At 33.9% G+C, this 24,800-nt stretch carries 17 protein-coding genes; 10 read left to right on the forward strand and 7 right to left on the reverse strand.

Translation table 11 applies throughout. From position 1 onward, the window contains the following. Positions 1-500: 500 nt before the first annotated feature. Positions 501-1,553, forward strand: coding sequence for an ETX/MTX2 family pore-forming toxin (locus BUE84_RS06125; RefSeq protein ID WP_047432799.1), 1,053 nt, complete (start codon positions 501-503; stop codon positions 1,551-1,553). Positions 1,554-2,009: 456 nt separating this feature from the next. Here the strand turns inward: BUE84_RS06125 and BUE84_RS06130 are convergent, their stop codons facing one another. Together BUE84_RS06130 and dinB are read right to left on the reverse strand one after the other, a co-directional pair. Then, complete coding sequence (locus tag BUE84_RS06130) at positions 2,010-5,063, reverse strand: DNA polymerase III subunit alpha (protein WP_079240891.1); 3,054 nt, start codon at positions 5,061-5,063, stop codon at positions 2,010-2,012. Between the two features lie 7 nt (positions 5,064-5,070). Further along, complete coding sequence (gene dinB / locus BUE84_RS06135) at positions 5,071-6,213, reverse strand: DNA polymerase IV (RefSeq protein ID WP_079240893.1); 1,143 nt, start codon at positions 6,211-6,213, stop codon at positions 5,071-5,073. A 61-nt stretch (positions 6,214-6,274) separates the two neighbouring features. Between dinB and BUE84_RS06140 the strand changes: the two genes are divergently transcribed. Beyond that, positions 6,275-7,051, forward strand: a complete 777-nt coding sequence (locus BUE84_RS06140) for a helix-turn-helix domain-containing protein (RefSeq protein WP_079240894.1) — start codon at positions 6,275-6,277, stop codon at positions 7,049-7,051. A 123-nt stretch (positions 7,052-7,174) separates the two neighbouring features. Then, positions 7,175-7,786 carry an alpha-ketoglutarate-dependent dioxygenase AlkB family protein gene (locus tag BUE84_RS06145; protein ID WP_079240895.1) on the forward strand — a complete coding sequence of 204 codons (612 nt, stop codon included), beginning with the start codon at positions 7,175-7,177 and terminating at the stop codon, positions 7,784-7,786. On the opposite strand, the gene BUE84_RS06150 is transcribed toward BUE84_RS06145, so the two are convergent. Both BUE84_RS06150 and BUE84_RS06155 read right to left on the reverse strand, forming a co-directional pair. Continuing rightward, a complete protein-coding gene (locus BUE84_RS06150) occupies positions 7,772-8,614 on the reverse strand; it encodes a hypothetical protein (protein ID WP_047432786.1) in 843 nt (280 codons plus the stop codon). The genes BUE84_RS06145 and BUE84_RS06150 overlap by 15 nt on opposite strands. A 15-nt stretch (positions 8,615-8,629) precedes the next feature. Further along, on the reverse strand, positions 8,630-9,667 hold the full coding sequence (locus BUE84_RS06155; protein ID WP_052187018.1) for a hypothetical protein: 1,038 nt from the start codon (positions 9,665-9,667) through the stop codon (positions 8,630-8,632). 159 nt (positions 9,668-9,826) lie between these two features. Between BUE84_RS06155 and BUE84_RS06160 the strand changes: the two genes are divergently transcribed. From BUE84_RS06160 to BUE84_RS06170, 3 genes are all read left to right on the forward strand, one after another. Beyond that, positions 9,827-10,108, forward strand: coding sequence for a helix-turn-helix domain-containing protein (locus tag BUE84_RS06160; protein ID WP_047432783.1), 282 nt, complete (start codon positions 9,827-9,829; stop codon positions 10,106-10,108). A gap of 98 nt (positions 10,109-10,206) precedes the next feature. Further along, entirely contained in the window at positions 10,207-11,658 is a 1,452-nt protein-coding gene (locus tag BUE84_RS06165; protein WP_047432779.1) for a DUF3945 domain-containing protein, read from the forward strand. Positions 11,659-11,678: 20 nt separating this feature from the next. After that, positions 11,679-13,757: a type IA DNA topoisomerase gene (locus BUE84_RS06170; RefSeq protein WP_047432776.1), complete on the forward strand. Its 2,079-nt coding sequence runs from the start codon at positions 11,679-11,681 to the stop codon at positions 13,755-13,757. 47 nt (positions 13,758-13,804) lie between these two features. Here the strand turns inward: BUE84_RS06170 and BUE84_RS06175 are convergent, their stop codons facing one another. Both BUE84_RS06175 and BUE84_RS06180 read right to left on the reverse strand, forming a co-directional pair. Further along, on the reverse strand, positions 13,805-14,878 hold the full coding sequence (locus BUE84_RS06175) for a DUF4236 domain-containing protein (protein ID WP_238594376.1): 1,074 nt from the start codon (positions 14,876-14,878) through the stop codon (positions 13,805-13,807). 126 nt (positions 14,879-15,004) lie between these two features. Beyond that, positions 15,005-17,572 (reverse strand): AAA domain-containing protein, encoded by a 2,568-nt coding sequence (locus BUE84_RS06180; RefSeq protein ID WP_052187017.1) that lies wholly within the window; start codon positions 17,570-17,572, stop codon positions 15,005-15,007. A gap of 574 nt (positions 17,573-18,146) precedes the next feature. On the opposite strand from BUE84_RS06180, the gene BUE84_RS06185 reads away from it, so the two are divergent. The 4 genes from BUE84_RS06185 to BUE84_RS06200 are packed head-to-tail and all read left to right on the forward strand — an operon-like array spanning position 18,147 to position 22,843. Next, on the forward strand, positions 18,147-19,193 hold the full coding sequence (locus tag BUE84_RS06185; protein WP_047432772.1) for a ComEC/Rec2 family competence protein: 1,047 nt from the start codon (positions 18,147-18,149) through the stop codon (positions 19,191-19,193). After that, the gene (locus tag BUE84_RS06190) at positions 19,194-20,306 is read left to right on the forward strand and encodes a trypsin-like serine protease (RefSeq protein ID WP_079240896.1); all 1,113 of its coding nucleotides are present in this window, start codon (positions 19,194-19,196) and stop codon (positions 20,304-20,306) included. Further along, positions 20,303-20,758 carry a hypothetical protein gene (locus tag BUE84_RS06195; RefSeq protein WP_047432767.1) on the forward strand — a complete coding sequence of 152 codons (456 nt, stop codon included), beginning with the start codon at positions 20,303-20,305 and terminating at the stop codon, positions 20,756-20,758. The genes BUE84_RS06190 and BUE84_RS06195 overlap by 4 nt, the downstream gene beginning before the upstream one ends. Positions 20,759-20,761: 3 nt before the next feature. Further along, positions 20,762-22,843: a hypothetical protein gene (locus BUE84_RS06200; RefSeq protein WP_047432764.1), complete on the forward strand. Its 2,082-nt coding sequence runs from the start codon at positions 20,762-20,764 to the stop codon at positions 22,841-22,843. 277 nt (positions 22,844-23,120) lie between these two features. Here the strand turns inward: BUE84_RS06200 and BUE84_RS06205 are convergent, their stop codons facing one another. Next, on the reverse strand, positions 23,121-24,755 hold the full coding sequence (locus BUE84_RS06205) for an RNA-directed DNA polymerase (protein WP_047432761.1): 1,635 nt from the start codon (positions 24,753-24,755) through the stop codon (positions 23,121-23,123). Positions 24,756-24,800: the final 45 nt, after the last annotated feature.

Consider the following 24,800-nt stretch of genomic DNA (forward strand, 5'->3'; position numbering starts at 1 on the left):
GAGAGGGTCATGGTAAAAATTGTATATTAAAAGACTAAATAATCAAGAATCAGTCCAGATGTACAGAAATAGATGGTGAGCAGGTCTTGGATCGCAGGGATGTTGAAAAATATGCTCAAAATTATTACAGAGCTACATACTGATAAAAGCTTCCTTATTATACCATTAATGGAAAGCTATACTATAAGCTTTTTGATTGTACATCGCTAAAGTTCCCACCAATAGATGACACTCCTTGGTCCAATAATTTCTCATCTCTAATATACTTAAAATCCTCTCAGTGGGGTCCATATTTCGTTTCATTAAATAAGAAATAAATGGATGATGGAATTCTTAGTCATCCCCTTTTTATTAGCAGACAGAGTCGAGATTCGTGCTTTTGTATAGCTTACATTAAAAACATATTAGAGACGTATTAAAGTTTGATTATAATTTTGCAACATAGTTGCATTTTTAGAAACGGTAATCTACATTTGCCTGACAAATTTTTAAAAAATATTATGAACAGCAAAATTAAGATTACAAGTACCCTTAAAACAATTAGCGTGAGTTTTCTCATTGTATTTTATGTTTCGTCTTGTGCGGAAAATGAAAGTAACGATAATATGAAACCTGCTTTAGTATCCGAAGGTGTTGAATCAGAACTAAAAAGTTTTAAAGTTACTGAAGAAGACTTGCTAAAATCCGGGTGGAAATTAGTTAAAAATGCTAAATCTCCCTTTATATCAAAAAATACGAATGAGTATTCCACCTCGCAAAATAACACTACAACTTTTACTGAACAAAGATTTAAATTAACTGCTGATCACTTAGATCAATTAGGTTACAATGTAAATGATTCAAGAAGAATTAAGGAAAAGTTCATGTTTAAGGGTATACTTGCAGATGGACTTAATTTTAATCCAGGTCTTAAGGTAGGTGGTGTTTCTAAGCAACCCGACGGAGATGCTTATGTCCTTCTGGGGAAACCATCAATAAAAGTGATAGATGATAATTTACAAATGCCAGATGAAGTTTATACAACTTATGTGGAAAATAATACCAATAAGGATGCTATCATTAAAAAAAAATATACATATAAACAAGGCTATCAAACGTCTTGGCAGCGTACAATAAGCGGATCTCTTTCGGTAAATGCAACATGTTCAATTGGAATTCCTATAGCTGATGTTGAAGTGAGTACGTCGGTAACAGTTGGTGGAGAAACTACGAATGGTACTAATACATCCACCGAAAAAACTATTGAAGATGAAATAGAAGTATCAGTGCCAGCTCACTCTAGAATAAAGGTTGCCATTGTAACAAAAATAAGTAGATCCACAGTAAACTATTCTGTTCCTATGTCTCTTCGCGGAGACTGTTGGGCAAATTTTTACACAACAATTGAAGGTCATTATTTCCATTATTTTCCTGCCTCGGGAATAAATAATGATGGAAAAGGCAATAATGGTTTAACGAATGGGGAATTAACTTCGGAAGCAGGTAAGGCTGAATCTGTCAATCGTGTTGAAACTAAAATTTTCCTGAGCGAACCTGAAGTATTAAAAATTTAAAAGCAAAAAGAGTTTCATCACTCTTAAATTATTAGAATTAAAATTTTTTTAGACAATTACTCAATAATAGTTTTAATTTACTAAGAGCTTTTAAAGAAAGAGTCATAAGAGGAATCTAAATAGAATTTTAATCACCGAATATTAAGAATGGGTTCGATATAAAATCGAGCTCATTCTTATTTTGTAAAATATCAATAGATCTGCTGAAAAATGGTTTAAATTTATGGCGTAAAATTTAAAATTTTTATACATGAATAAATAGCAACAACAAGTCAAGGCTCTCCAAATTTTATCATATATTGCTAAAATGTAAGTATTATTTTCTTTGTACATGATTGAAAAGATGGTTAAATATACGTTTTTATTTCTGTTGTTTATAAATTAAAATATTTAAGCTACGTGTTTTATTGCAATATGAATATATTTGGCAACTGTATTTCTAATAATTTAATTCTCTTAAAACATCTTCTGCCTTGGTAGCCTTATTTCATGTTCCTGAGGATAAGGCTTTCGCCAGGTCATACTAACATCTTCATGTAGATTACGTTGAGCTTCCAAGGACTTTTCTTTATCCATAGAATATCTTGGATCAGGAATAAAAGGCATTTTAGCCATTTTATGAATAGTAACAGTAGGAAAGTGAAAATCTACTTCTACCGTTCCCAATAATAGATAGCAGCCACCACCCTGAAAAGGATATTCTTCAAGGCAGTTTGGAAAGTGAGCGGTATCAAAGTATTCTCCTTCAGCATCAATCCAGGTTCCAAAGTACATCGTTCCTTTTTTGGTAGGTACATGCTTTCTTGAAATCAGATAGGCCAGCATTTTAACCTGTTGTTTATGAAACTTCAATAAATCTTTTACTAAAACGGAACCTCTGTATCGGGTCTGTAATAAATCAAAAGGACTGAATGAAACCGGAAAGCCTAATATTTCTATTTCATCAAAAGCATCTTCAAACTTGTTTCTTTCTATAGTGGGAAGCTGATAATCTTTCTGAGGTTCTTCCAGTAAGGTCAGGTGTCTGAAAGCAACTTTAGTATTTTCTAACAGAAATCTTGATTCGATCAAAAGTTCATGCTTCTGCTTTCCGGTAAAACGGAATGCTCCTATAAAGATTAAAATTTGCAGTGTTTCAATACCAATAGGAATTCTTTTAACAAAGTTTTCCAGGGAAGTATACTCACCATTCTGAGTTCTTTCTTCAGGAATCAGCTGCGCTAATCTTGTTTCCAGCCTTTCAATATGCATCAATCCTAAATAAATATCAGAATCATAAACAGTCGTCTGATACTCACTTAAATTAACACAAGGATTATGGATTGAAGCTCCGGACATCCGGGCTTCATGAATATAGACTTCGGTTCTGTAGAATCCTCCGCCATTATTGATGGCTGAAACCATAAACTCAATAGGGAAGTAGACTTTCAGATATAAGCTCTGGTAGCTTTCTACGGCATAGGAAGCAGAATGTGCTTTACAGAATGAGTATCCTGCAAAAGATTCGATCTGCCGGTATACTTCCATAGATAACTTTTCGGGGTGTCCTAATCTTTTACAGGATTTAAAGAAGTTATCTTTTACTTTTTGTAATGCAGATAAAGATCTGCCTTTACCACTCATTGCTCTTCTCAGGACATCACCATCAGGAGCTGATAATCCACCGAAATGCAGTGCAATTTTAATAACATCCTCCTGGTAGACCATGATACCATAGGTTTCCCCCAGTTCTTTTTCAAAAACCTCATGGAAATACTCAAATTTTGTGGGATTATTATGCCTGAAAATATATTCCCGCATCATTCCGCTTTGAGCCACTCCGGGTCTGATAATGGAAGAGGCCGCTACCAATACTTTGTAATTGTCACATTTCAGTCTTCTGAGTAATCCTCTCATGGCTGGTGATTCAATATAAAAACAACCGATGGTTTTTCCGGAACTTAAGAATTCATTACATTGGGCTTCGTCTTTTGAGAGAGATGTATCCCATATATCGATATCAATTCCTCTTTTTTCCTTTACCAGCTTTACCGTGTCGTTAATGGTACCTAACCCTCTTTGTGAGAGAATATCAAATTTTTCAAGGCCAATCTCTTCAGCAGTGTACATATCGAACTGTACAATCGGAAAACCTTTGGGAGGCATTTCCAATGCTGAATAATTGATGATAGGTTCTTCTGAGATCAGAATACCGCAGGAGTGCATGCTTCTCTGGTTAGGAAATTTTTCTAAGAGTTTTCCATAGTAATGAACCTGTCGGGATACCGAATTATTATCATGTTCTTGGATAGGCTTTGTTGCCAGATTATCAAGTTCCTCTTTCGGAAGTCCGAATACTTTTCCTACTTCCCGAAAAATAGAGCGATATTTAAATTCAACATTGGTTCCGCAGAAAGCAACATGGTCTTTACCATATTTATCAAAAATATATTCCAGGATAATATCCCTGGCCTGCCAGCTCCAGTCTATGTCAAAATCCGGAGGTGTTTTACGGTTGAGGTTTAAAAACCTCTCAAAATAGAGATCCAGTTCCAGAGGGCATATATCAGTAATACCGATACAATAGCTGACAATGGAATTGGCTCCACTGCCTCTTCCTACATGCATAAATCCCATTCGATTGCTGTATTGGATAATATCCCAGGTGATTAGAAAATAAGCACAGAAATTAAGCTGATCAATAACCGCTAATTCTTTATCCACCCTTTCTTTTGCCTGTAGATTGTCTTCGGAGTATCTTTTTGAAAGGCCCTCATACGCTAACTTCTTTAAAAGCTCAAAATCATTTTCCCTGCTATCAGTGAAATGCTTTTTGTTTTTAGGGATTGAAAAGTCAAAATCAAAGTGGCAGCAATTAACAATATATTTTGTATTCTCAATGATTTGAGTAAAATTTTTAAATTGAGACAGAAGCTTTTTTTTATCAGTAAACATTTCATTGTCTTTACAGTAACGAGCTTCTGTAAGTTTACTGATCAATGTATTGTGATCGATAGCCCTTAGTATTTTATGAAGCTCATATTCTTCAGGAGTTGTAAAGGTAACGGGATGCAGGATGACCATTTTATGGATGAACGGTTTCAATTCAGGTTGAATTAAAAGGTTGAGCTGATCCTTTCTGATCCCAATAAATTCATGATCCGATAACTTTTCAGGAATATTTTCCAGTGGATAAATAACAAAAGTATCTTTGAAATCAGGATTTACTTTAGGAATTTCAATGCCTTCACAGTTATATGCGGTTAAAAGCCTGTTAACTTCTGCAATGCTTTTTTGATTTTTAGCGAGGCAAATATAATACAGTTCATCCTGAACCCGTATTTCCACTCCGACAATCGGTTTGATATTATACTCCTGGCAAAGTTTATAAAAATCATAGATCCCGGTAATGGTATTGATATCTGTAAGAGCTAAGGTTTTAATATTAAAATGTACAGCCTGCTGTACCAGATCTTGAATAGAAATAGTCCCATACCGAAGGCTGTGATAAGAATGACAATTCAGAAACATCTTATACTTATTTTAATAAACCTGAGGCTCTTCCTACACTTGAAGTTCCAAATCTGTTCTTGATTTTATCCATTGTCTGATACAGTGATATCAACTCTTCCGTATCTTCAAAGAGATCCATTTGATGGCATCCGTGAACCAGTCCGGTAAACTTTACTCCAACTAACCTGATTCTCATACGTCTGGTATATACTTTTTTAAAAAGTTCTAAAACATACCTGAGCAGGGTATGGTCAGCTGAGGTGTAAGGAATTCTGCATTGTTTGGTTTCCGTATCAAAATTGGCATAGCGGAGTTTTACCACTACTACCGATACCAGCCATTTCTCTGCCCGGAGCTGATAACAGAGTTTTTCAACCATTCCTGAGAGTATACTTTGAATCCCCTGAATATCTATAGTATCCTGAGTAAAAGTATCTTCTGTAGAAATGGATTTTCGTTCAGAGTAGGGAACGACAGGGGTTTCATCAATTCCGTGTGCTTTTTTCCAGAGTTCATTTCCGTTTTTACCAATCAGCTGTCCAAGCACATCAACAGGCATTTCAGAAAGGGTCTGTATCGTTCTGATCCCCAGTCTTGAGAGTAGCTGAAAGGTTACATCGCCGACCATAGGGATCTTCTTTACCGAAAGCGGGTTCAAAAATGATTGAATGTCAGGCTGTTTTACTTCAAACCTTCCGATAGGCTTCGATTCTCCCGTCCCGATTTTGGAGACGGTTTTATTGGCAGACAAGGCAAAACTTATCGGTAATCCTGTATTTTTCTGCACGCTTTCCGCTATTTCATGCGTCCATTTGTAACATCCAAAAAACTGATCCATTCCGGAAAGATCCAGATAAAATTCATCGATACTTGCCTTTTCAAGAACAGGTACTTTTTCCTGAATAATCTCCGTTACCATATGAGACATATTGGAATACATTTCCATATCTCCTTTAATCACTTTAGCTTCGGGACATAACCGTAAAGCCATTTTAATCGGCATGGCACTTCTTACTCCGAAAAAACGGGTTTCATAAGAGCAGGACGCCACTACACCACGGTCTCCACCTCCTATGATGACAGGCTTTTTCTCCAGTTCAGAGTTTTTCAGCCTTTCACAGGAAACAAAGAACGTATCCAAATCCATATGTACAATTGCTCTTTCCATGTGACAAAATTAGTTACGTTTTGAAACATATTTTGTATTTTTGTTGTCTAAAATTGTAACAATGTCAAAATTCTCTGATAACATCGTGTTTTTGAGAGGAAAGAAAAATATGACTCAGCAAGAGCTGGCAGATGTATTAATTCTTACCCGATCCAGATATGTCGCCTATGAGTATGGAAGAACAGAACCTCCTATTGAAATATTGCTTAGAATTTCAAAATTCTATAACATTAGCATCGATCTATTGCTAACTGTAGATGTCAGTAAATTTTCTGTCGATGAACTCATGGAGCTTCCTGAAAATAGGATTGTTCTGCCTATAAAGGTAGATCAGGATGGAAACAATCAGATTGAGATTATCCCCCAAAAAGCTTCTATGGGTTACTTGAATGGCTATGGAGATCCGGAATACATAGAAAGTCTGGAGACCATATCATTACCTTTTTTAAAAGGGGGTAAGTTCAGGGCATTTCCAGCTGACGGAGATTCAATGCCCCCCTATAAGAACGGAACCTATATCGTCGGAAAATATGTAGAAAATCTTTCGGATTTGAAAACGGACAGAACGTATGTTTTCATTACCACCAATGATGGTATCAGTTACAAAAGGTTTCAGTTTCATGAAGCAGATGGTATATGGGTGAAGGCTGACAATCAATTTTATGAGCCTTATAAAATTCCATTGCCTGAAATTAAAGAGATCTGGGAATTTGCCTGTAGTATTAACACCAAAGAATATGAACCTGATGAATTTTCAGAACATCATATTCAAAATTTTATCACAGAAATTAAAACCGATATCAAACAGATCAAAGAAAAAATGGGAGATAGGAATTGAAACTATTTTGAGTAAATGGGCATAATCAAAAACTTCCCCGAAGGGAAGTAAAAACACAAATGATGAAAAAAATCCCGTAGTAACGGGATATTGCTAAGATAGATATTTTAATATAAACTGATCATGACTCAATTGAGCTTATTTAATACAGAAGAGTTATATGAGTTTCCAAAAGATCTTTTGGAATACAAGGAAAACTTCCTGAATAGGGAAGAAGCTGACTTGCTTAAAAACAAATTATTGGAAACCGCTCCCTGGGAACAGCGGACGCAGAAAATGTACGATAAGATGGTACTTACTCCAAGATTAACGGCCTGGTATGGTGATTCAAAGTATAACGATTCTGAAGCAGATAAAAAGCCAACGAATCCATGGACTCCTGAATTGTTTTCATTAAAACAAAGAATTGAGAAGGAATTCGGCTGCCAGTTCAATGGCGTTTTGCTAAACCTATATCGTGATCATAATGATTCCGTTGCCTGGCATCGGGACAAGGAAAGCCGTTATGGTAAACGACCTGTTATTGCATCCATAAGTCTTGGACAAACCAGAAACTTTGATTTCAGAAAAAAAGACCATCACCAAAGCAAATACAGTTTACCACTCCCTCATGGTTCCTTACTTATTATGAAAGGTGATCTTCAGGAAAGTTGGGAGCATCGGATCGCTAAGTCTACTGTTCCAATGAAAGAAAGAATTAATCTCACATTTCGTTTAATATTAACCAATCTTTAAGCTTTTGAAGACGGATTGATAATCGTTTTTAAGAGTTTCTTCATTTAAATGATATTTTCCAAAATTCAAATAAGAAAAGAAATCTTCATTTTGGAAATCTTTCAGGGCTTTGGGATAAAAATCATCAGTATTTAATATTTCAACAGTATCAGCATGTGTATTGAAATCGATAGTTTTATTAAAATTATTTTGATTACCATAAAACCATTCTATACGAAGGGAGCCATTTATAATACTACCTGCAAAACCGGTATCATTGCCTTGTCCAACATAGATAGTTGATCCGAACGCAATATTGCTTCTATACTTATTCTTTTGATCAAGCTTAAGATAATCAGTATAATCTTTAGTGGTCTTATTAAAGTATATCTTAATATAAAAATTACTTATATGTTCCTGTCCTAAGATGAAGAGTCTCAGTTGAGAAATATCTACATAATCTAGTAAATCACTTGTCATAATTTTGCATCCTGCATGCTTTGCAAAATAACGGTACAGATTCATTTTAGACATCTTCCAATCATTACCAAAGATTTCTTGATAGTTAATTTGGTTTGTGGTTTCTATCATATTATTGATGAGATCAGTGCTCTCAAAGAATTTGGTATATGCAATATCTGCATTTCTTGTCTGGTTATTGTTACAGTCAATGCAGATCACTTTTGGAAATTTGATCAGTTTATCTTTTGGTGAGTTGAAAGGATGGGAATTTTCTCCATCATAATAGATAGCATCAAATGACTTACCGAATTGACGTCTGATATCAGATGCCTTAAATTTATGTTCCTCAGAATTCGCTTCATTATTTTGACATATCCAACATTTCATAGTTTTTCAAGGATTTTAAGAGGTTTGATTTTTTCGTTTTAAGTCTAAGATTTCTTTTATATTAGGAGGATATTCTCCATTAAAATATTCATAGATCAAGGGATTTCTAGAAAAAAAATGACCTGTCAGGTCTACCCAAGTTTCGATGGGTATTGTACCATTTATTTTAAACAATTTTTTTGACTTTGACTTAATTTGTGAATGATCTTTTCTATTATAATTAAGGTCAGAATCTCGTCTTCGGAGATATTCTTCTTCAGTATAGAAATGAAAAGCTCCATCGAAATGTCTAAAACTAAGGGTGTTCATATCAAATTCTGCATGGATATATCTAACAGGAAAATAAATAATATCATCAATTTTTACTTTGATATGTTCACTTTTAAATTCTTCCGCCTGAAACGTTTTAATATTTTTTGATAAAGCCCATTTGATATCAAGAGAGTATGTATCTGCAAAGAAAAAATTAATTTCAGACTCATTAAAATCCGGTGATGGCCTTAGTTTTACCAATTGATCAGAAATGCTTTCTACATTTTGATTAAAAACAGAACCATACCAAGTATCTAGCTCTAAGATAGCCGCATTATTTACATCAATTTTTAAATTGTGCTGATCCAAGCTTATTTTTATTTCATCATAAACGGTAGGGTCTATATCCCAGAATTTATTAATGAATCGGGGCTGGAAACCATTTAGCGAGGAGTAGCTACGTCGAAATAAAGGGTTAGCCATTGTTATATAATTATCTGCAAAAAAATAGCCGTCAGAGAATATTTGCTTTTTAAATTTAGAATTGAGCAGCTTATAATCTAAAAGACCGTCTTTATCAGGAAGTAGATCTTCATTTAACTTCAAAAGAATATCATGTGATTCAACAACAATGCCTGATATTTGGGTGTACCTAAAATCTTGAGTAGTTAATTCTATATTTTTACTCGCTGCAAAACGGATAAAGTCAAGAATTATTTTTTCATTGTCTTTCAATGCCTTTTCTGCTTCTTTTTCCAGTTGCTTAATATAATTTTCTCTAAAATCAGACATTTCACTCATAATCGGTAGTCCTTACTATTAAATGCTTTGTAAGTTACGATGCTTTTGGTTAAGATTCCATCATTCAATATTCTTTTTTCGTAACTACGAAAAAGTAGTGATTTTATATGATTTCTCTTGTTCAATTTTACATCACCAGAAATCATAAAAATCACAGTTATGAATATTGAAAGAACAGAATTTATAGCCTGGATGGAGAAAATCATGGAAAGATTTGACCTACTGAAAGAGCAAATGCTTAAGAACCAGTCCAGATTTATAGAAGTAGACGGGGAACAGCTTCTGGATAACCAGGATGTTTTACAGCTTTTAAAGATAAGTTCCAGATCATTACAGCGGTACCGGACTGATAAAAAGCTGCCTTACTATACCATCAGCGGAAAGCTGTACTATAAGCTTTCTGATGTCCATCAACTGATCAGAGAATGTTTAAACTCTTGATGGTAATAAGACATCAACAGCCAAATTATTCATCATCATTCCAACCTTTAGAATACTCTTAATTGAGCCAATATTTTGGTTCCATTAAATGAAATACAATGGGAAATGAATTGATAAACCATCAGGAACCTAGTGAACTCAAACCGGCAACAGACACACTCCTTGTCCTGAACATTCATACCAATCAGGTTGAGATGGTCAAAGGTATAGATAAAGAAGGAAATCTTCAAAAGGTTCTTCCACAAGAAAAAAAGGATAATGAGCCGCTGGTCAGGGTAGATAAACATGGCGATATTTTCTCCAACTTCTTTTCTAATTTCTACCGACAGCTTAAAAATCCCACGCATTTCAACTTTTTTAAAGTTTCAGAATATGATGCTGTTAATACCGCTAAGGATCTTCAGAAATATGTCGATCAGGCATCACCTGAAGAAAAAGAAAAGCTGAAAGACTACGAAGTTTTACCTCAACATAACAACAATCCAAAAAATAAAAATACAATGGACAACAACACAGACAATCAGGAGTACCGTTTTCAGCCGGAACAAATCGACTGGAAAACGATGGAAAAATTCGGACTTAATCAGGAGAAGCTTGAAAAAATGAATGCGATGGATGCATTACTCAGAGGTTTTAAAACCAATACACTAATTCCCATCACTATTAATCTGGGAACGGCGGTCAGTAAGATGGATGTCCGATTATCCCTTCAGACAGGGAATACAGGACAGGTTGCCGTTCACCTGCATGGTATCCGAAAGGAACCCAACCTCAATAATACATTCTTAGGTCACCAGTTCACGGATGAAGACAAAAAGAATCTGAAAGAAACCGGGAATATGGGTCGGGTAGTAGATCTTGTCAATCCTAAAACTGATGAAATCATTCCATCAGTGATCAGCCGTGACCGTTTAACCAATGAATTGGTTGCTTACAGAGCGGAGTACATGAAAATCCCTGATGAAATCAAAGGAATTAGGCTTGATGAACATCAGAAACAAACCCTATTGGAAGGAGGACCATTGTATCTTGAAGGGATGACTTCTAAAAAAGGAGAATTGTTCAATGCCACCGTACAGTTTAATGCGGATAAGCGGTATGTGGAATTTCTGTTCAATAATAATCAGAATCAACAACAAAGTCAATATCATCATAACCAACAGCAAACTCAGCATTCGGCTCAAGAAGCACCCAAAATATTCAGAGGAAAAGAACTGGATGATTCACAGTATGAAAAATTCAAAGCCGGGCAAACTGTGTACGTTGATGGTCTTACCGATGCTAAAGGTAAATCCTATCAAGGTTATATTACCTTCAACAAAGAGACTTCCAAAACCGATTTCTCCTTCAATCATCCTAATAAGCTCAAAGAAGAGGCAAAGCCTACAGAAGATCATAAGACCCAAACTGCTGTTAATACGCAGGGTAAAACCAATGAAGCTACTAAAAATGTGAAAGAGCCTTTAGAATCCAAACAGCAGCAGCCTATTAATAAACAGCAGGAAGACCAGCAAAAAAAGGTCAGAAAACCAAGAGGACCCAAACTATAATAAACATCTAAATCCATCATATGAAAGCAATCATCGCAGAAAAACCCAGCGTTGCAAGGGAAATAGCCCAGTTATTAGGAGCCCATGAAAAGAAAGATGGTTATCTATCCGGTAACGGATACTGTGTCACTTGGGCATTGGGACATCTGATCGCATTAGGAATGCCGGAGGATTATGGTATAAGAGGCTTTAACAAAGCCTCTTTGCCTATCTTTCCCAACCCTTTTATTCTGACTCCCAAAAAACTAAATAAAGCAAAAGGCTATGAGCCTGATCCTTCGGCTTTACAACAGCTCAATACCATAAAACAAGTCATCAGTCAATGCAGCAGTATCATTGTCGCAACAGATGCAGGAAGGGAAGGAGAGTTGATCTTCCGTTATATCTATCACTACCTACAATGCAATAAACCTTTTGAAAGATTATGGATCAGTTCCCTTACCGAAAAAGCAATACAGGATGGTTTTAAAAACCTTCAGCCAGGCGATGCCTTTGACGGTTTGTATCAAGCAGCAAAAGCCAGAAGTGAAGCGGACTGGCTTATAGGAATCAATGCTACCCAGGCATTAACCATCGCAGGAAACCAAGATGTTTATTCTTTAGGCAGAGTGCAGACCCCAACTCTTGCATTGATCTGTCAACGATTTCTTCAGCATCAAAACTTCACCAGGCAAGAGTACTTTCAAATCCAGCTGAGCCACAGAAAAGAATATACAGATTTCACCAGCCTTTCATTATTACAGTGGGAAGAAAAAAAGCAGGCAGAACACATCCAAAATTCTATAGAGCGGGAGGGAAGAGCTGTTGTAGAAGATGTATCCGTTAAAACAGTACAGGAGCAATCTCCCTTACTTTTCGACCTCACGGAATTACAGAAAGAAGCCAACAGGAAACTGGGGCTTTCTGCTGATGAGGTTTTACAAACAGCCCAAAGCCTCTATGAGAAACAGTTCATCACTTATCCCAGAACCGGAAGCAAGTATATTCCTGAAGATGTATGGACTGATATTCCTGAGCTGGTTAGAATACTGAATCAAACCGAACCCTTCAAAGCCGCCATAACCCATTTAAAATTCGGAAACTTCAACAAGCGGATTGTGAATGATCTAAAAGTTACCGACCATCACGGATTACTCATAACCACTAAAACACCTTCTGCACTTAGTGCTACGGAAAAAGCCATTTACGAGATGATTGCTTATCGCTTATTGGAATCCCTATCCCACACCTGTATAAAACAAGTCACCCAAATGCAGATAAAAGTCCATCATTATGAATTCCAGATCAAAGGCTCTACAATCCTAGAGAAAGGCTGGCGAGCCATCAAAGGGATTCTTTCTGACAATGAAAATTCTAATAATAAAAATGAAGTCCTTACAGAACTTCCGGAATTCAAAACAGGAGATGAGCTGAAAATCTCAAAAACAGAATTATTAGAAAAAATAACACAACCTCCCAAACTTTATACAGAAGCTGACCTCTTATCAGCGATGGAAAATGCAGGCCGATCTATTGAAAATAAAGAAGAACAAAAAGCACTCTCCAATATCGGCATCGGAACCCCAGCCACCAGAGCTTCCATTATTGAAACCCTGCTCAATAGAAACTACGTCACCAGAAAAAGTAAAACATTAATTCCCACCGATAAAGGCTTACAGGTTTACCACCTTGTCAAAGACAAAAAAATAGCCAATGTCCAAATGACCGCAGAGTGGGAACTCGCACTGGATAGAATTGAAAAAGGTGAACTCAATAAAGACCAATTCATGAACGACATCCAACACTATACAACTGAAATCACTAACGAACTCTTATCACTTCATATTCCCCGAGAAAATATTCCCCAACTAAAATGCCCCAAATGCCAACAACATACTCTTATTATAAAAGAAAAAATCATAAAATGCCCAGATGAACAATGCAGTTGGATTCTCTTTAGAACCATATGCGGAGTACAACTCAATAGTAAAGATCTTACTTTACTGTTAACTCAAAACAAAACATCATTAATCAAGAATATGAAAAGCAAAAACGGTAAAAAGTTTGATGCTTATTTAACTTTAGATGATAAAGTAAATTTGATTTTTAAATTTTGCTAGATACTTAAAGATTAGATTTTTAATCGTATTACGTTCCGAAATCAACTTTAAGCTAATTCCTTGCACAAACTTTTATACTCCTGAAATGAATTTGCAAACTCTTGGGCGAACTCAAAATTACTTATTTGATATTCCTCATTAACACCACTGCTGGAAGAAAATCTCAGCCTTGCGTATTGAACAACAGGTATCTGATAATTGCTCTTGAATCTTTTGTCAGGAGTTCCGTTTTTATTGACTTTCGCCCATGTTTTTCTAATAACTTTTGAATCACGAGGAACACTGCTGGTTTCGGTAAAACTTACAGAAGAAAATGTAACATTAAGTTCATCAAGCCCAATAATTGCAAAGTTTTGATCATTTTTATACATCAGTACAAATGTTGGATAAAAATATAAATCTGCTCCGTTCACATTTTGGAAATATAGGGCTTCATAGTTTGATGTAATGATGGGAAGTGATTTAAAACCAATTCTTGCATCTTTTCTGTTAACCAATGTGCTGGCACTAGACCGGGCAGCCACACGATCCTGAAAATGCGCTCCGGTAATATCCCATACTTTATGAGCTGTGGTTAGATTTTTAAAAGAATGTCGTAATTGTTCATACTTTCTCTTAGAAGGATCATCGAACTTTATGTCAATACTAACAGCCGAGTTATCAATTACAATTTGGGTTTCTTTAAGTGCTTCTTTTTGTGCATTAATATCCTCATTTATATGTTGAACAATATTTTTATTTACCAACCCATAAATAAAGACATAACTTGCAACTTTCTTGGTCTTCGTAAAGGTTAGCGCTTTTTTTATTCTCTTCAGATCCGTTTTTAATTCCGATTTTTGCTGTTGAGCCATGAGGATAGATTCTTTGATACCTGCCATATTTTGAGATGTGATCTCATGAATATCGGCACTAAAAATGTTATCTGATAACTCAGTGTAAAAAGGTTGTGGATTAGGATAAGATTGAGAGGAAGTCCTTAGTGATGAAGAACCGGAAAGTTTGTATGAATTTGAAAAACCTGAAAAATTGGTATTGAGTCTTGTGCCTGACGAACTAAAATTTACACTCATACCTTTAACCCCAATACTCGTTGAAATTCCTCTTTTGCTGAAATTCAAATGGACACCGGGAATTATTTTGATTCTCTTTCTGTATGACCAAGCCATGATATAGTTTTTAAGATAATTGTAGTCACAAATCTAAACTACTACAGACGGAAAAATTTACGGAAAACCGTAATCTTATCAAGAATTATTCTTCCCTATTTTATTGAGCTTGCTAATTAACCTCTCTTTCTCCCCACTTCCCGTCGTCGAAAATCTTATCAACGGAATTCCATACTTTTCCAAGATTTCATTCTTCATAACATCTCTTTCGGCTTGACGGCTTTCTATTTTATGATATTCATACCCATCAACTTCTATGGCTAATACAGGATTTTTTCCCAGCTTATTGTAAATAAGAAAATCGAGATGCGTTGCGTGATGTCTGGCGTATCGTTCTTCTTCAGCAGTTAATTTGGAAAAATCTAACAGTAAATTTCTCAATGGATGATGCAGAATAACGCCATACTTTGAAAATTGATCGTCGGACAAAACTTCCTTAATTAACGCATACATAAGATTCTCACTGTCAAAAACAGATTTCTGTTTTTGATCCGATAAAAGGGCTCTTCTTTTTTCTTCATAGCCTTTGTACAGATAATCAAAAATAGAATGTACCTCACTGTTGATCGTGGTGAAATTATTGTAATCAATATAACGGATCAGATCTGAGATATTCGTTTCATTATCACTTTCATTTCCGTTCACCAATAGAATCAGCTGATCTTTGGCTCTGGAAATGGCTACATTCAGTCGGTTCGGGTTGTCGGTAAATTCAGAGATCTCATTATCTACTGTAGAAAGAATGATCACATCATTTTCCCTTCCCTGAAATTTATCTACTGTATCTGCTTTGATATCTGTTCCCTGAAAGGTTCTTTGCAGTGCGATGGTCTGATTTCGGTAAGGTGTTACAATTCCGAGATTCACACCTTCCAGCTTTTGCTGTGGAATGATTTCCTGAATAATCACATCAATCTGCCGCTGATTCTCTCTTTGTCGAGCATGGTTACCTTCGGTTGTTTTATAGACTAATAAAGGTTCTCTTTCCGTCTGTCCTTCCGAAAGTATGACTAACTGATCATTATAAAACTTACGGTTACAAAAATCAATGATTTTAGGATGACAGCGATAATGTTCTTTTAACAGTGTTTTTGGTACTTCCGGGAATACTTCTGTGATAGAAGAAAGCAGGCTATGATTGGAATACCGATAAGGTTCCGGGATATCATAGTTTTTAAAGATCTGATCTGTATTTTCTGCTGTTTCAGAATCCACTACATTAGGAAGCTGTTTTAAGTCTCCTACAATCACGGCCTGTTTTGCGCACGATAATGCGAGTACACCTGTTGCAAGATCCACCTGTGAAGATTCGTCGACAATTACATAATCGTAGACTACATTTTCAGCAAGGCTTCTCCTTAATGAGTAGGTTGTACTCATAATGACAGGATAATCTTTAATAAATTCTTCTGATTTAAAACGGAGATCCCATTCGGTATATTCTGAACGTTCCTGTCCTTTATATTTTTGGTAGAGTTTGTTTTTAAACAGCTGCATAGATCCTTCCGTATATTCTTTCATTTTATCATGGAAGGAAAAATGTTGTAACGTATTGTGCAGCTCCTGCTTTCTGAGAATAAGCTCTGAAATTTTTACCCCATAGTATTTTGACTGAACAATCCTGATCATCTCTTCATACGATAAGGTATAAAAAATCTTATCTCTTAATCCATACAGAAAAGGAAATATGAGTTTACGCCACCAGTAAAACCTTTTACCACTTTTCTCATAGTCTTCCAACGTAATCCATAAAGAAAGCAGCTGATCTGAACTCACATTCTTTTTAAAACGGATTTCCGTTGCCAAAGTGACATCATCTGTAAAATGCTGATGTTCTGTTTTGATCTTATCTATTTCCAGCGTAAGTAAAGCCAGTTCATTCTTTAGTTGCAACTTTTCAGCAAGTTCAGTAAAAAGAAGGGGAGTAGACTGCATAAGGGATTGTTCCTGTTCCTCTTCCAATCTAAAATCTGATAGGTCGCGGATTTCAGTCTGGGCATCGATAAATTCTTTTTTATTCTGGCTGCTTCCTAACAATGCCGCTATAAAAGAAACCCCATTACTCTCAAGTTTCTCAAAAACATTTTTTGTCGCTGAATTATTGCTTGAAACAACAGCCACACTTTGATTATTCATCACCGCATTGGCAATAATATTAAGAATAGTCTGGGTCTTTCCTGTTCCGGGAGGGCCTTCAATAACACTGAGAGGATTTGAAAACGCATTGTCAACTCCTGTTTTCTGGCTTAGATTAAAACCAAAAGGAAAGATTTCAATAGGAGAGGCGTGGTAATTCTTTTCGGGTTCTTTCCCATTAAGATAATTGTACAGAATAGAAGTCTCAGGAATAAAACGAATACTTCCATAGCTACTGGCAAGAATATTATTGCTTTCCTCTGTCTTCAAACCCACACTTGCTGCAATCGCCTTTAGATAAGAAAAAATATTTCCTGCTCTCTCACTCTGAATGGCAGATCTTACCAGCTTAATTCTATGTTGAGGATAAGAATAGGTTTTACCACTGGTTTTATATACTACTACACACTTATTACCCTCAAAAGAATAAGATTCTATCTCGTCGGTTCTTTCTTTACTATCAATGTAGATGGCCTGAGATTTAAGATGTAGAGTAGCGTTTTTGTTCATTGGTTATTAGTTCACTACAAATATAATAAACTGTAGTAAAAAAAATGTGAAGCCATGAGGTTTGGACAATTATTAAAATAAATGAAAAAAATACTCTTGAATGAGGATTCCCGTAAATGATATTTTGATTTAATGACCATTTTTACGGTGCTAACAAATAAATGAAATAATTATGGAAAAAAACAACAGCTTTTCATCGTATCAAACAGAACGTATACCACAACAGTAATACTTGTACAGAAGGTAATAACATTGAACAAGAAAACAAACGCAGCGGAACTGGCGGTAAACTATATGATACATGAAAAAGGTTTTACACATATTGATACTGAATTATCAGACGGTTATAGATATGGTGAAGGAATACAATATGGTAAGTGATGAAAATTGTGAAAAAATATTCAAACTAATATTTTTCACAATGCATTAATATAATAATGAAATTTAACAGAATACAGTATTTTTCAATGATTTTTTATTTTGTTAAATTTTGTAATAAATTTTTATTATTTTCACTAGCTTATATTAATTGCATAGAAAATTTTATAATAAATATTATATGATAGTAATTTAAATGAATCTGAAAATTTTAAAGGCATTTAATGGCGACTGCATCCTAATAGAAACTCTTGATGAAAATCAGGAGAAATTTGTTATTCTTATTGACGGAGGTACAGCTTCTACTTTTGACTACTCTTTAAAAAAAGAGCTAAAAGATATACCGAAAATTAATTTATTAATTTTAACTCACATTGACTCTGATCACATAGGTGGCTTAATAAGATTCTTTAAAAATAGTTTAATTGATCGAATTGAGATTGACGAGATTTGGGTTAATCATCCTGAGCTAATTGATATATCAACTGGTAGCTTAATTAGTTATAAGCAAGGAGATGATTTAAAAAAACTTATCCAACAAAAAAAGCCTAAATCTATCATTACTCCATTAACTAGTTACACTCCTCAGCTAACCCGACGAGGAATACAATTCGATATATTATCTCCAACTTTAGAAATTATAGAATTATTATATAAAAATTGGAAGCCGGAATTATTTAAAGAAGAATCTGAAAATAAAGATATTTCCAGTTCTATCGATATAGAAAACCATAATTTGAGTCTTGAAGAATTGAGCAAAATACCATTTAGTTCTTCTAAATTATTACATAATGATTTGGCAAATGCATCTTCTATTGCATTTATATTAAAAACTGTGGATGGAAAAACACTTATGTTTCTAGGAGACTCCAGATCAGAAATTATCGAATACGCCTTAGAACAAAGGGATTACACCTCTTCTAACCCAATTGAGTGTGATTTTGTTAAAATATCCCATCATGGAAGCAAAAACAACACTTCTCAAGGTTTATTAGAAAAAATCAAAACTAACCAATATATAATCTCTACTAATGGAGGAACATCAAAAGATAAACATCCTTCAAGAGAGACCATTGCTAGGATAGTTTGGAATTCCAGAAGAGATTTAAACCAAGAAACGATTATATTTACAAACTATTCCATAGAGGAAATAAAAAATAAAATTGGAAATTTTATCTCAGATATAGATTTTGAATCTGGAAACTGGAAATTAGAATATAAAAACGAATTCATTTTAGAATAGATGCCTGAAAGAATAATAGAGCAAGCCTGTGTTAAAATTAGTATTAAACAAGGCGAAGAGGTTTCAAAACAAGGGAGTGGCGTTTTAATAGCGGGTGAAAATAGCTTTTTTGTCTTAACAGCTTGTCATTGTCTAGGTAATGAAAGACCTGATTTAGCAAATATTATTATTCAAAAACAAAAAGACTATCGATCAGAATTTAATCATATAAAGGTAGTTGGTATCGTTAGGTTTGAAGTAGAAGATGATTGGGCGCTATTAGAAATCGACTTTGAAGTAGAAGAAGATTTGCTAAAAAAGTATCAGTGTGCAAATAATTTTGTCAGAGAGCAACCTGTAAAGTTTTGTGGATATCAAAAAATTGTTTCTAATTCTTTTCGTCCATTTAATGCAAAAATTTTAACAATTACTGATGATCAATCCTATTTTCAAATTACAATTTCGGAAGACTCATTTGATCAAGCAGGAGAAGATGGAAAAACAGTTGCCGAAGGTTTGTCTGGAAGTGGTGTTTTTGTAATAAGAAATAAGGCACCATACCTAATAGGGATATTAAATTCAGTAAAAACTGAAAAAGCCTGGAATGATGATATTAATTGTAAAGCTATTGATTGCCTCCAAGATTACATTAAAGATTATACAGATTTATCAGATCAAAATATTGTTGAACTTTGGGAACAAGAGTTAGAAAAAGAAATAACAAGAGATGATATTCAGGCATTTAGAGCAACGAACCAAGAATTCTTTGAAAACATTGATAGAAAAAATAAAGTAATATTTGATACTGAAGAACAAGCAAATGAAGTAACTTCAAAAAAAATAAAGAATTATTTATCTTTTCAATATAAAATTAAAGAAATTGAAGCTTATAATCCTGAAATTTATCAAAAATTCATTACACTCATTAATAATTTTCGGGACGCTGTTGCTTATGAATATACTCGAAGTGTCGACAATAACAATGAAGCAAAAGATACATTAATAAAATTACGAAATGATTTCCAAGATGAAATAATTAAAATATTTCCGGACGAGCTAAAGTTTAATATTGCAGAATATCAAATCACAGAATGGTTATTGGACTGTTCTTTAAATTTTACTAAGAGAGTATGATAGAGATTCATTTCCAAAACAAACCTATTTCAGCTTCCATAAAGCATAATGCATTTTACAAACTTATCATTCTAATGGCGATTCTTAATTATTGTGCCAGAGGAAAGAAAGCATCTTTGTTATTAATTCATTTGGTTTTCTGGGCTTTAAGAAATTCGGATAATTATAAAATATTATACGATTTCTCTAAAAATTGTAGAGAAACCTTAATTCCTTGGGCCTTTGAAACAGGAATAGATCAAGTACTATCATTAGGATATATTTATGGTTTTCTTGAGAAAGAAATTGTTACTGATACTTTGGAAATCAAACTTAATGCTGAAGGACAAAGTTTACTAACCAATATAATGAAAGAAAAACTTTTTGAAGAAGATATAAACAGGATAAAAGAAATTGGACAGCTTCAAAAAGGAAAAACAAATAAAGCAAATAGTAATTGGACACTAATATAGATTATGTTTAATATTTCCAGATTAAGAGTAGAAATACTTACCAATAAAAGTGAATCCATAGAAGATTTATTTGGATTTGATTTTAACTTCCGAAAAGGTCTTAATATTATCGCTGGTCATAACTCCAGAGGAAAAACCACAATCAATTCTTGTATTTATTACGCAATAGGATTAGAAGAATTATTAGGAGGGCATAATGAAAAAGCCTTGGATAAAGCACTGAAAGACAATTTCACTATACAGGAAGAAGATTATAAAGTCAGACATTCGAAAGTATTTTTGGAAATCAAAAATTCTCAACAACAAACAGTCACTTTACTTAGGTATATAATTCCTGAATCAGACGGTAAAAAAACATCTAACATTGAAATTTATAATGGGAGTTTAGAAAATATAAAAGAATTAGAGGAATCAATCCTTTTCATAAACGGTAGGGGTAATAATGAAGACGAAAATAGTTTTTATCCGTGGTTCGCATCTTTTATCGGAATTGAAATTCCTCTGGTTAGTAATTCATCTAAAACAAGTAATTATAGCCCTCTTTATCTGCAAACCATATTTTCTGCACTTTTTGTAGAACAGACCAAAGGCTGGGCAGATTTTCTCTCTACAATCCCCTATTTTGGCATACCTGATAATAAGCAAAAAGTTATAGAATTTCTTTTAGGACTTAATGAATTAGGGTTAGCTACTAAAAAAGATATACTTAATAAAGAGAAAAATGAGTTAACTAATAATTGGCAAAAGAATTTAAGATCACTAACTCTTGTAGAAAAACAATATAATGGAACTTTACGAGGTATTCCTGAAGAAATTACTACTGATAAAGGTAAGATCGAAAAGATACAGTTATTCTTTACTGTGTCTGAAGAAGAAAGTCAAACATTAGAAGAAAAATTAACTGCAAAGGAAAAAGAGCTGGCAGATCAAGATCAGAATGTTATCCCTACTATACAGGAAGCACGTGAAGAAACGATAGAAGAATACAATAAAAACAAAGATGAATATGATAAACTTCGCAGTAATGTGAGGGAATTCGAGAAACGTTTAGGTTTAGAAAAACTACAATTAGAAAATTTAAAAAAGCAAGAATATTCTGTTGAAAATGAGATTAAAGAGCATTTAAATTTAAAAAAAGTTTTTGATGAAAATATAATTAATAAAGGAGAGAATCATTGTCCTACATGCAGCCAGGAAGTTTCTTCAGATCTATTATCAACTAAAGATTTTAAAATACCAATTCTTTCTGTTGAACAAAATATTGCTTTTTTAAGAAGTCAAAGAGAATTAATTAAAGTTTCCACTCATTCTTTAAAGAAGACCACAGAAGAAAAAAACGTCATCCTTACTTATTATAAAAATATTTTGCGAAAAAGAGAAGTAATGATCAAATCTCTTTCAAGGGATTTGATCGCAGATGATAGAGCTTTTTCAGAAGCGACAGTTTTAAAAAGATTGCAAATAGAAAATGAGATAGAAAGTCTTAATTTTATTAAAACTTCTTTAAAGGAGGTAAAAGAAAGTTTGATAGAATTAGCCAACAAACTCAACAATATTTTAAATGAAATAGATAAATTAAAAAATTATGAAACTGAAGATGAAAAAATTTTAGTTAGTTTTCAGAAATTTTATCAAGATTTATTAAAAGATTTTAAATATGACAGTAATCAAATATGGCAAATAACAATAAACAGGTCAAGTCCATTCAAATATTTTCCAACTTACAGGCCTTTTAAAGATGCTTTACCTCAATCAATTCGTACAAACTCCTCTGCTTCAGATTTCATTAGAAATCTTTGGGCATATACATTGGCATTGGCTGGTGGAGTTAATCATCCAGGAATTGTAATTTTTGATGAACCGGGACAACACAGAACAAATATGCAGAGTATAAAGGCTTTATTTTTACAATCTTCATTATTTACAAATCATCAAGTAATAATATTTACTTCAGTGGATAAACAAATTAATGAAAATGAGAAATTAGAATTAGATGATTTAGTCTCCGATTTAGAAGAGGGAACTTATCATTTAATAAGTTTAGATGAGGATAATAAAGTTATTGGAAAACTTGCAAATTCTTAGATATTGCTAGTCTATTGAATACTTTTTTAAATGGCATATATAAACCATAACATCTTAATAATAAATGAACATTTATTATTATTATTATTATTATTATTATTATTATTATTAAGGTGTTATTACTACATTGACCGTTATTTTCATTAATCTATTTTTTAAATCAATAAAGGGATGTAGGATAGATATTCGAGACTATTAAAATATAACTCTAATTATGATGGGTTGTAACATTAGGTTATATAAAAGCATTATTTGGTAATACAGGAAAAAAATTAAATTACCAATCTCTTGAATCATCAAACAAATAAAATAAATCGTCATCATCTTCATTATCATCTTCATCAGACTCCGAATCATAGCCATATTTTGAGCTACTAATGGCTTCTTTTTCACTCTGTGATATAGAAAGCATATGCTTTTTAAAGTTTATTAATTTGACTTTATTGTTAACTAAGGCTTCAAACTCTGCCGCATACGATCCTGAAAATTTAGCCTTTGAATATCCCGATGAACGAGCTACCAAATGATGAAGCCATTTCTCATCATCAGTGGAAAGGCGATCTCCTAATTTTAGAAAAGATTTTACTTCACAATATCCAGCTTGATGTCCAGCGATTAATATTGATTTTATATGTGAATTTTCATTTGTAGCAAGTTTTCTGATTAAATTTTCGGATATTGAAATATTACAGACGAATGCAAGCCATATTAACCAAAGCATTTCGTGATGATGATTTGCACCAATTGCGCTATCTAAAACCAGTTCGATAATACTTTTCCAATTTTTTCTATCTATAGTTTTATTGATCGCAACTCTTTTTGCAATCAATAGACATAAGTAATCAAGACAATGTGGAAAATGAAACAAAATTCTTTGAAGCTTTTGTTCTACATCCACCCAAGAATTATCCAAGTAACATTTTTCCTTATCAAGTCTTCTTAATGTCATCTTCATAGGGCTCTCAGATCCTAATGCTTGGCTCAAATCGAAAGCTTTATCTAAGATGTAATTGAATCTATTCTCGTGCAAGTAACCATCTGGAATGATAATTTGTCGTAATTCTTGAGCCCATACATCGTCTGTAGGATGAAGCCCCGAAAGTAGTTTCGTTTTATTGTCATTAATTTGTAGTTCAAAATTTTGTAAAACATCCCTTAGGTGTGAAAGAACAATAGAGCTTTCCAACTGAGATCGAACTCCTAGGTAAAAGTCATCAACATGTCTAACGCCACCGACTATAGAATTGCCAGCTTTTTCTTGAAGAGATTTATCAATTTCGCAAGCAATAAACTCAGCAAGAACTCTAAACGCATCAGGTCCTACCACCACACCTCTTGTCTGCCCCTGTTGACATTGTTGTATATAATAATCAAGTTGATTAAAATATACTAGTTTAGATTCTTTTGATGTATCGCTTTTGGATGATTTAATACCATGAGCAACCCAAGATAAACTGTGAGTATAAATACTAGGAAAAAACTGTGCAATATCTGTCTTTACGATATATGGTGCAAATTTAATTTTTGCAGACATTTTTGGATAAATTTCACTTAAGGATGGTATAAGCAATGCTCTGTCATCAGACTCTCCACCTAAACTATATGGACTTAAACTAAAACTTGACTGATCAAGTTTATCAACAAAAAGATTCCAGTGCTTGCCAATGAACTGACAGATATAAAAGTAAGGAACAGGATTAACAGAAGCATAATAACGCCTGTTTCCGTCGTGCTTAGTTCCGCTGTATCTAATGTACGCTGACGATCTTCTATGATAGCGTTTTGTGTCAATCGATTTTACCATTCCTTTAAAACTTCGCGCCAAATTTGTACTATCAAAACAAGGTGGCAATACTTCGGGAAAGAAACCTTTCCGTAATAAAGCATCACGAACATTAATGGCTTTGCTCATTTAATTTTTGGAATTTTTAAATTTCAATTAAGTTTCAAATGAAGT

Source organism: Chryseobacterium indologenes, assembly GCF_002025665.1.
Taxonomy (GTDB): domain Bacteria; phylum Bacteroidota; class Bacteroidia; order Flavobacteriales; family Weeksellaceae; genus Chryseobacterium; species Chryseobacterium metallicongregator.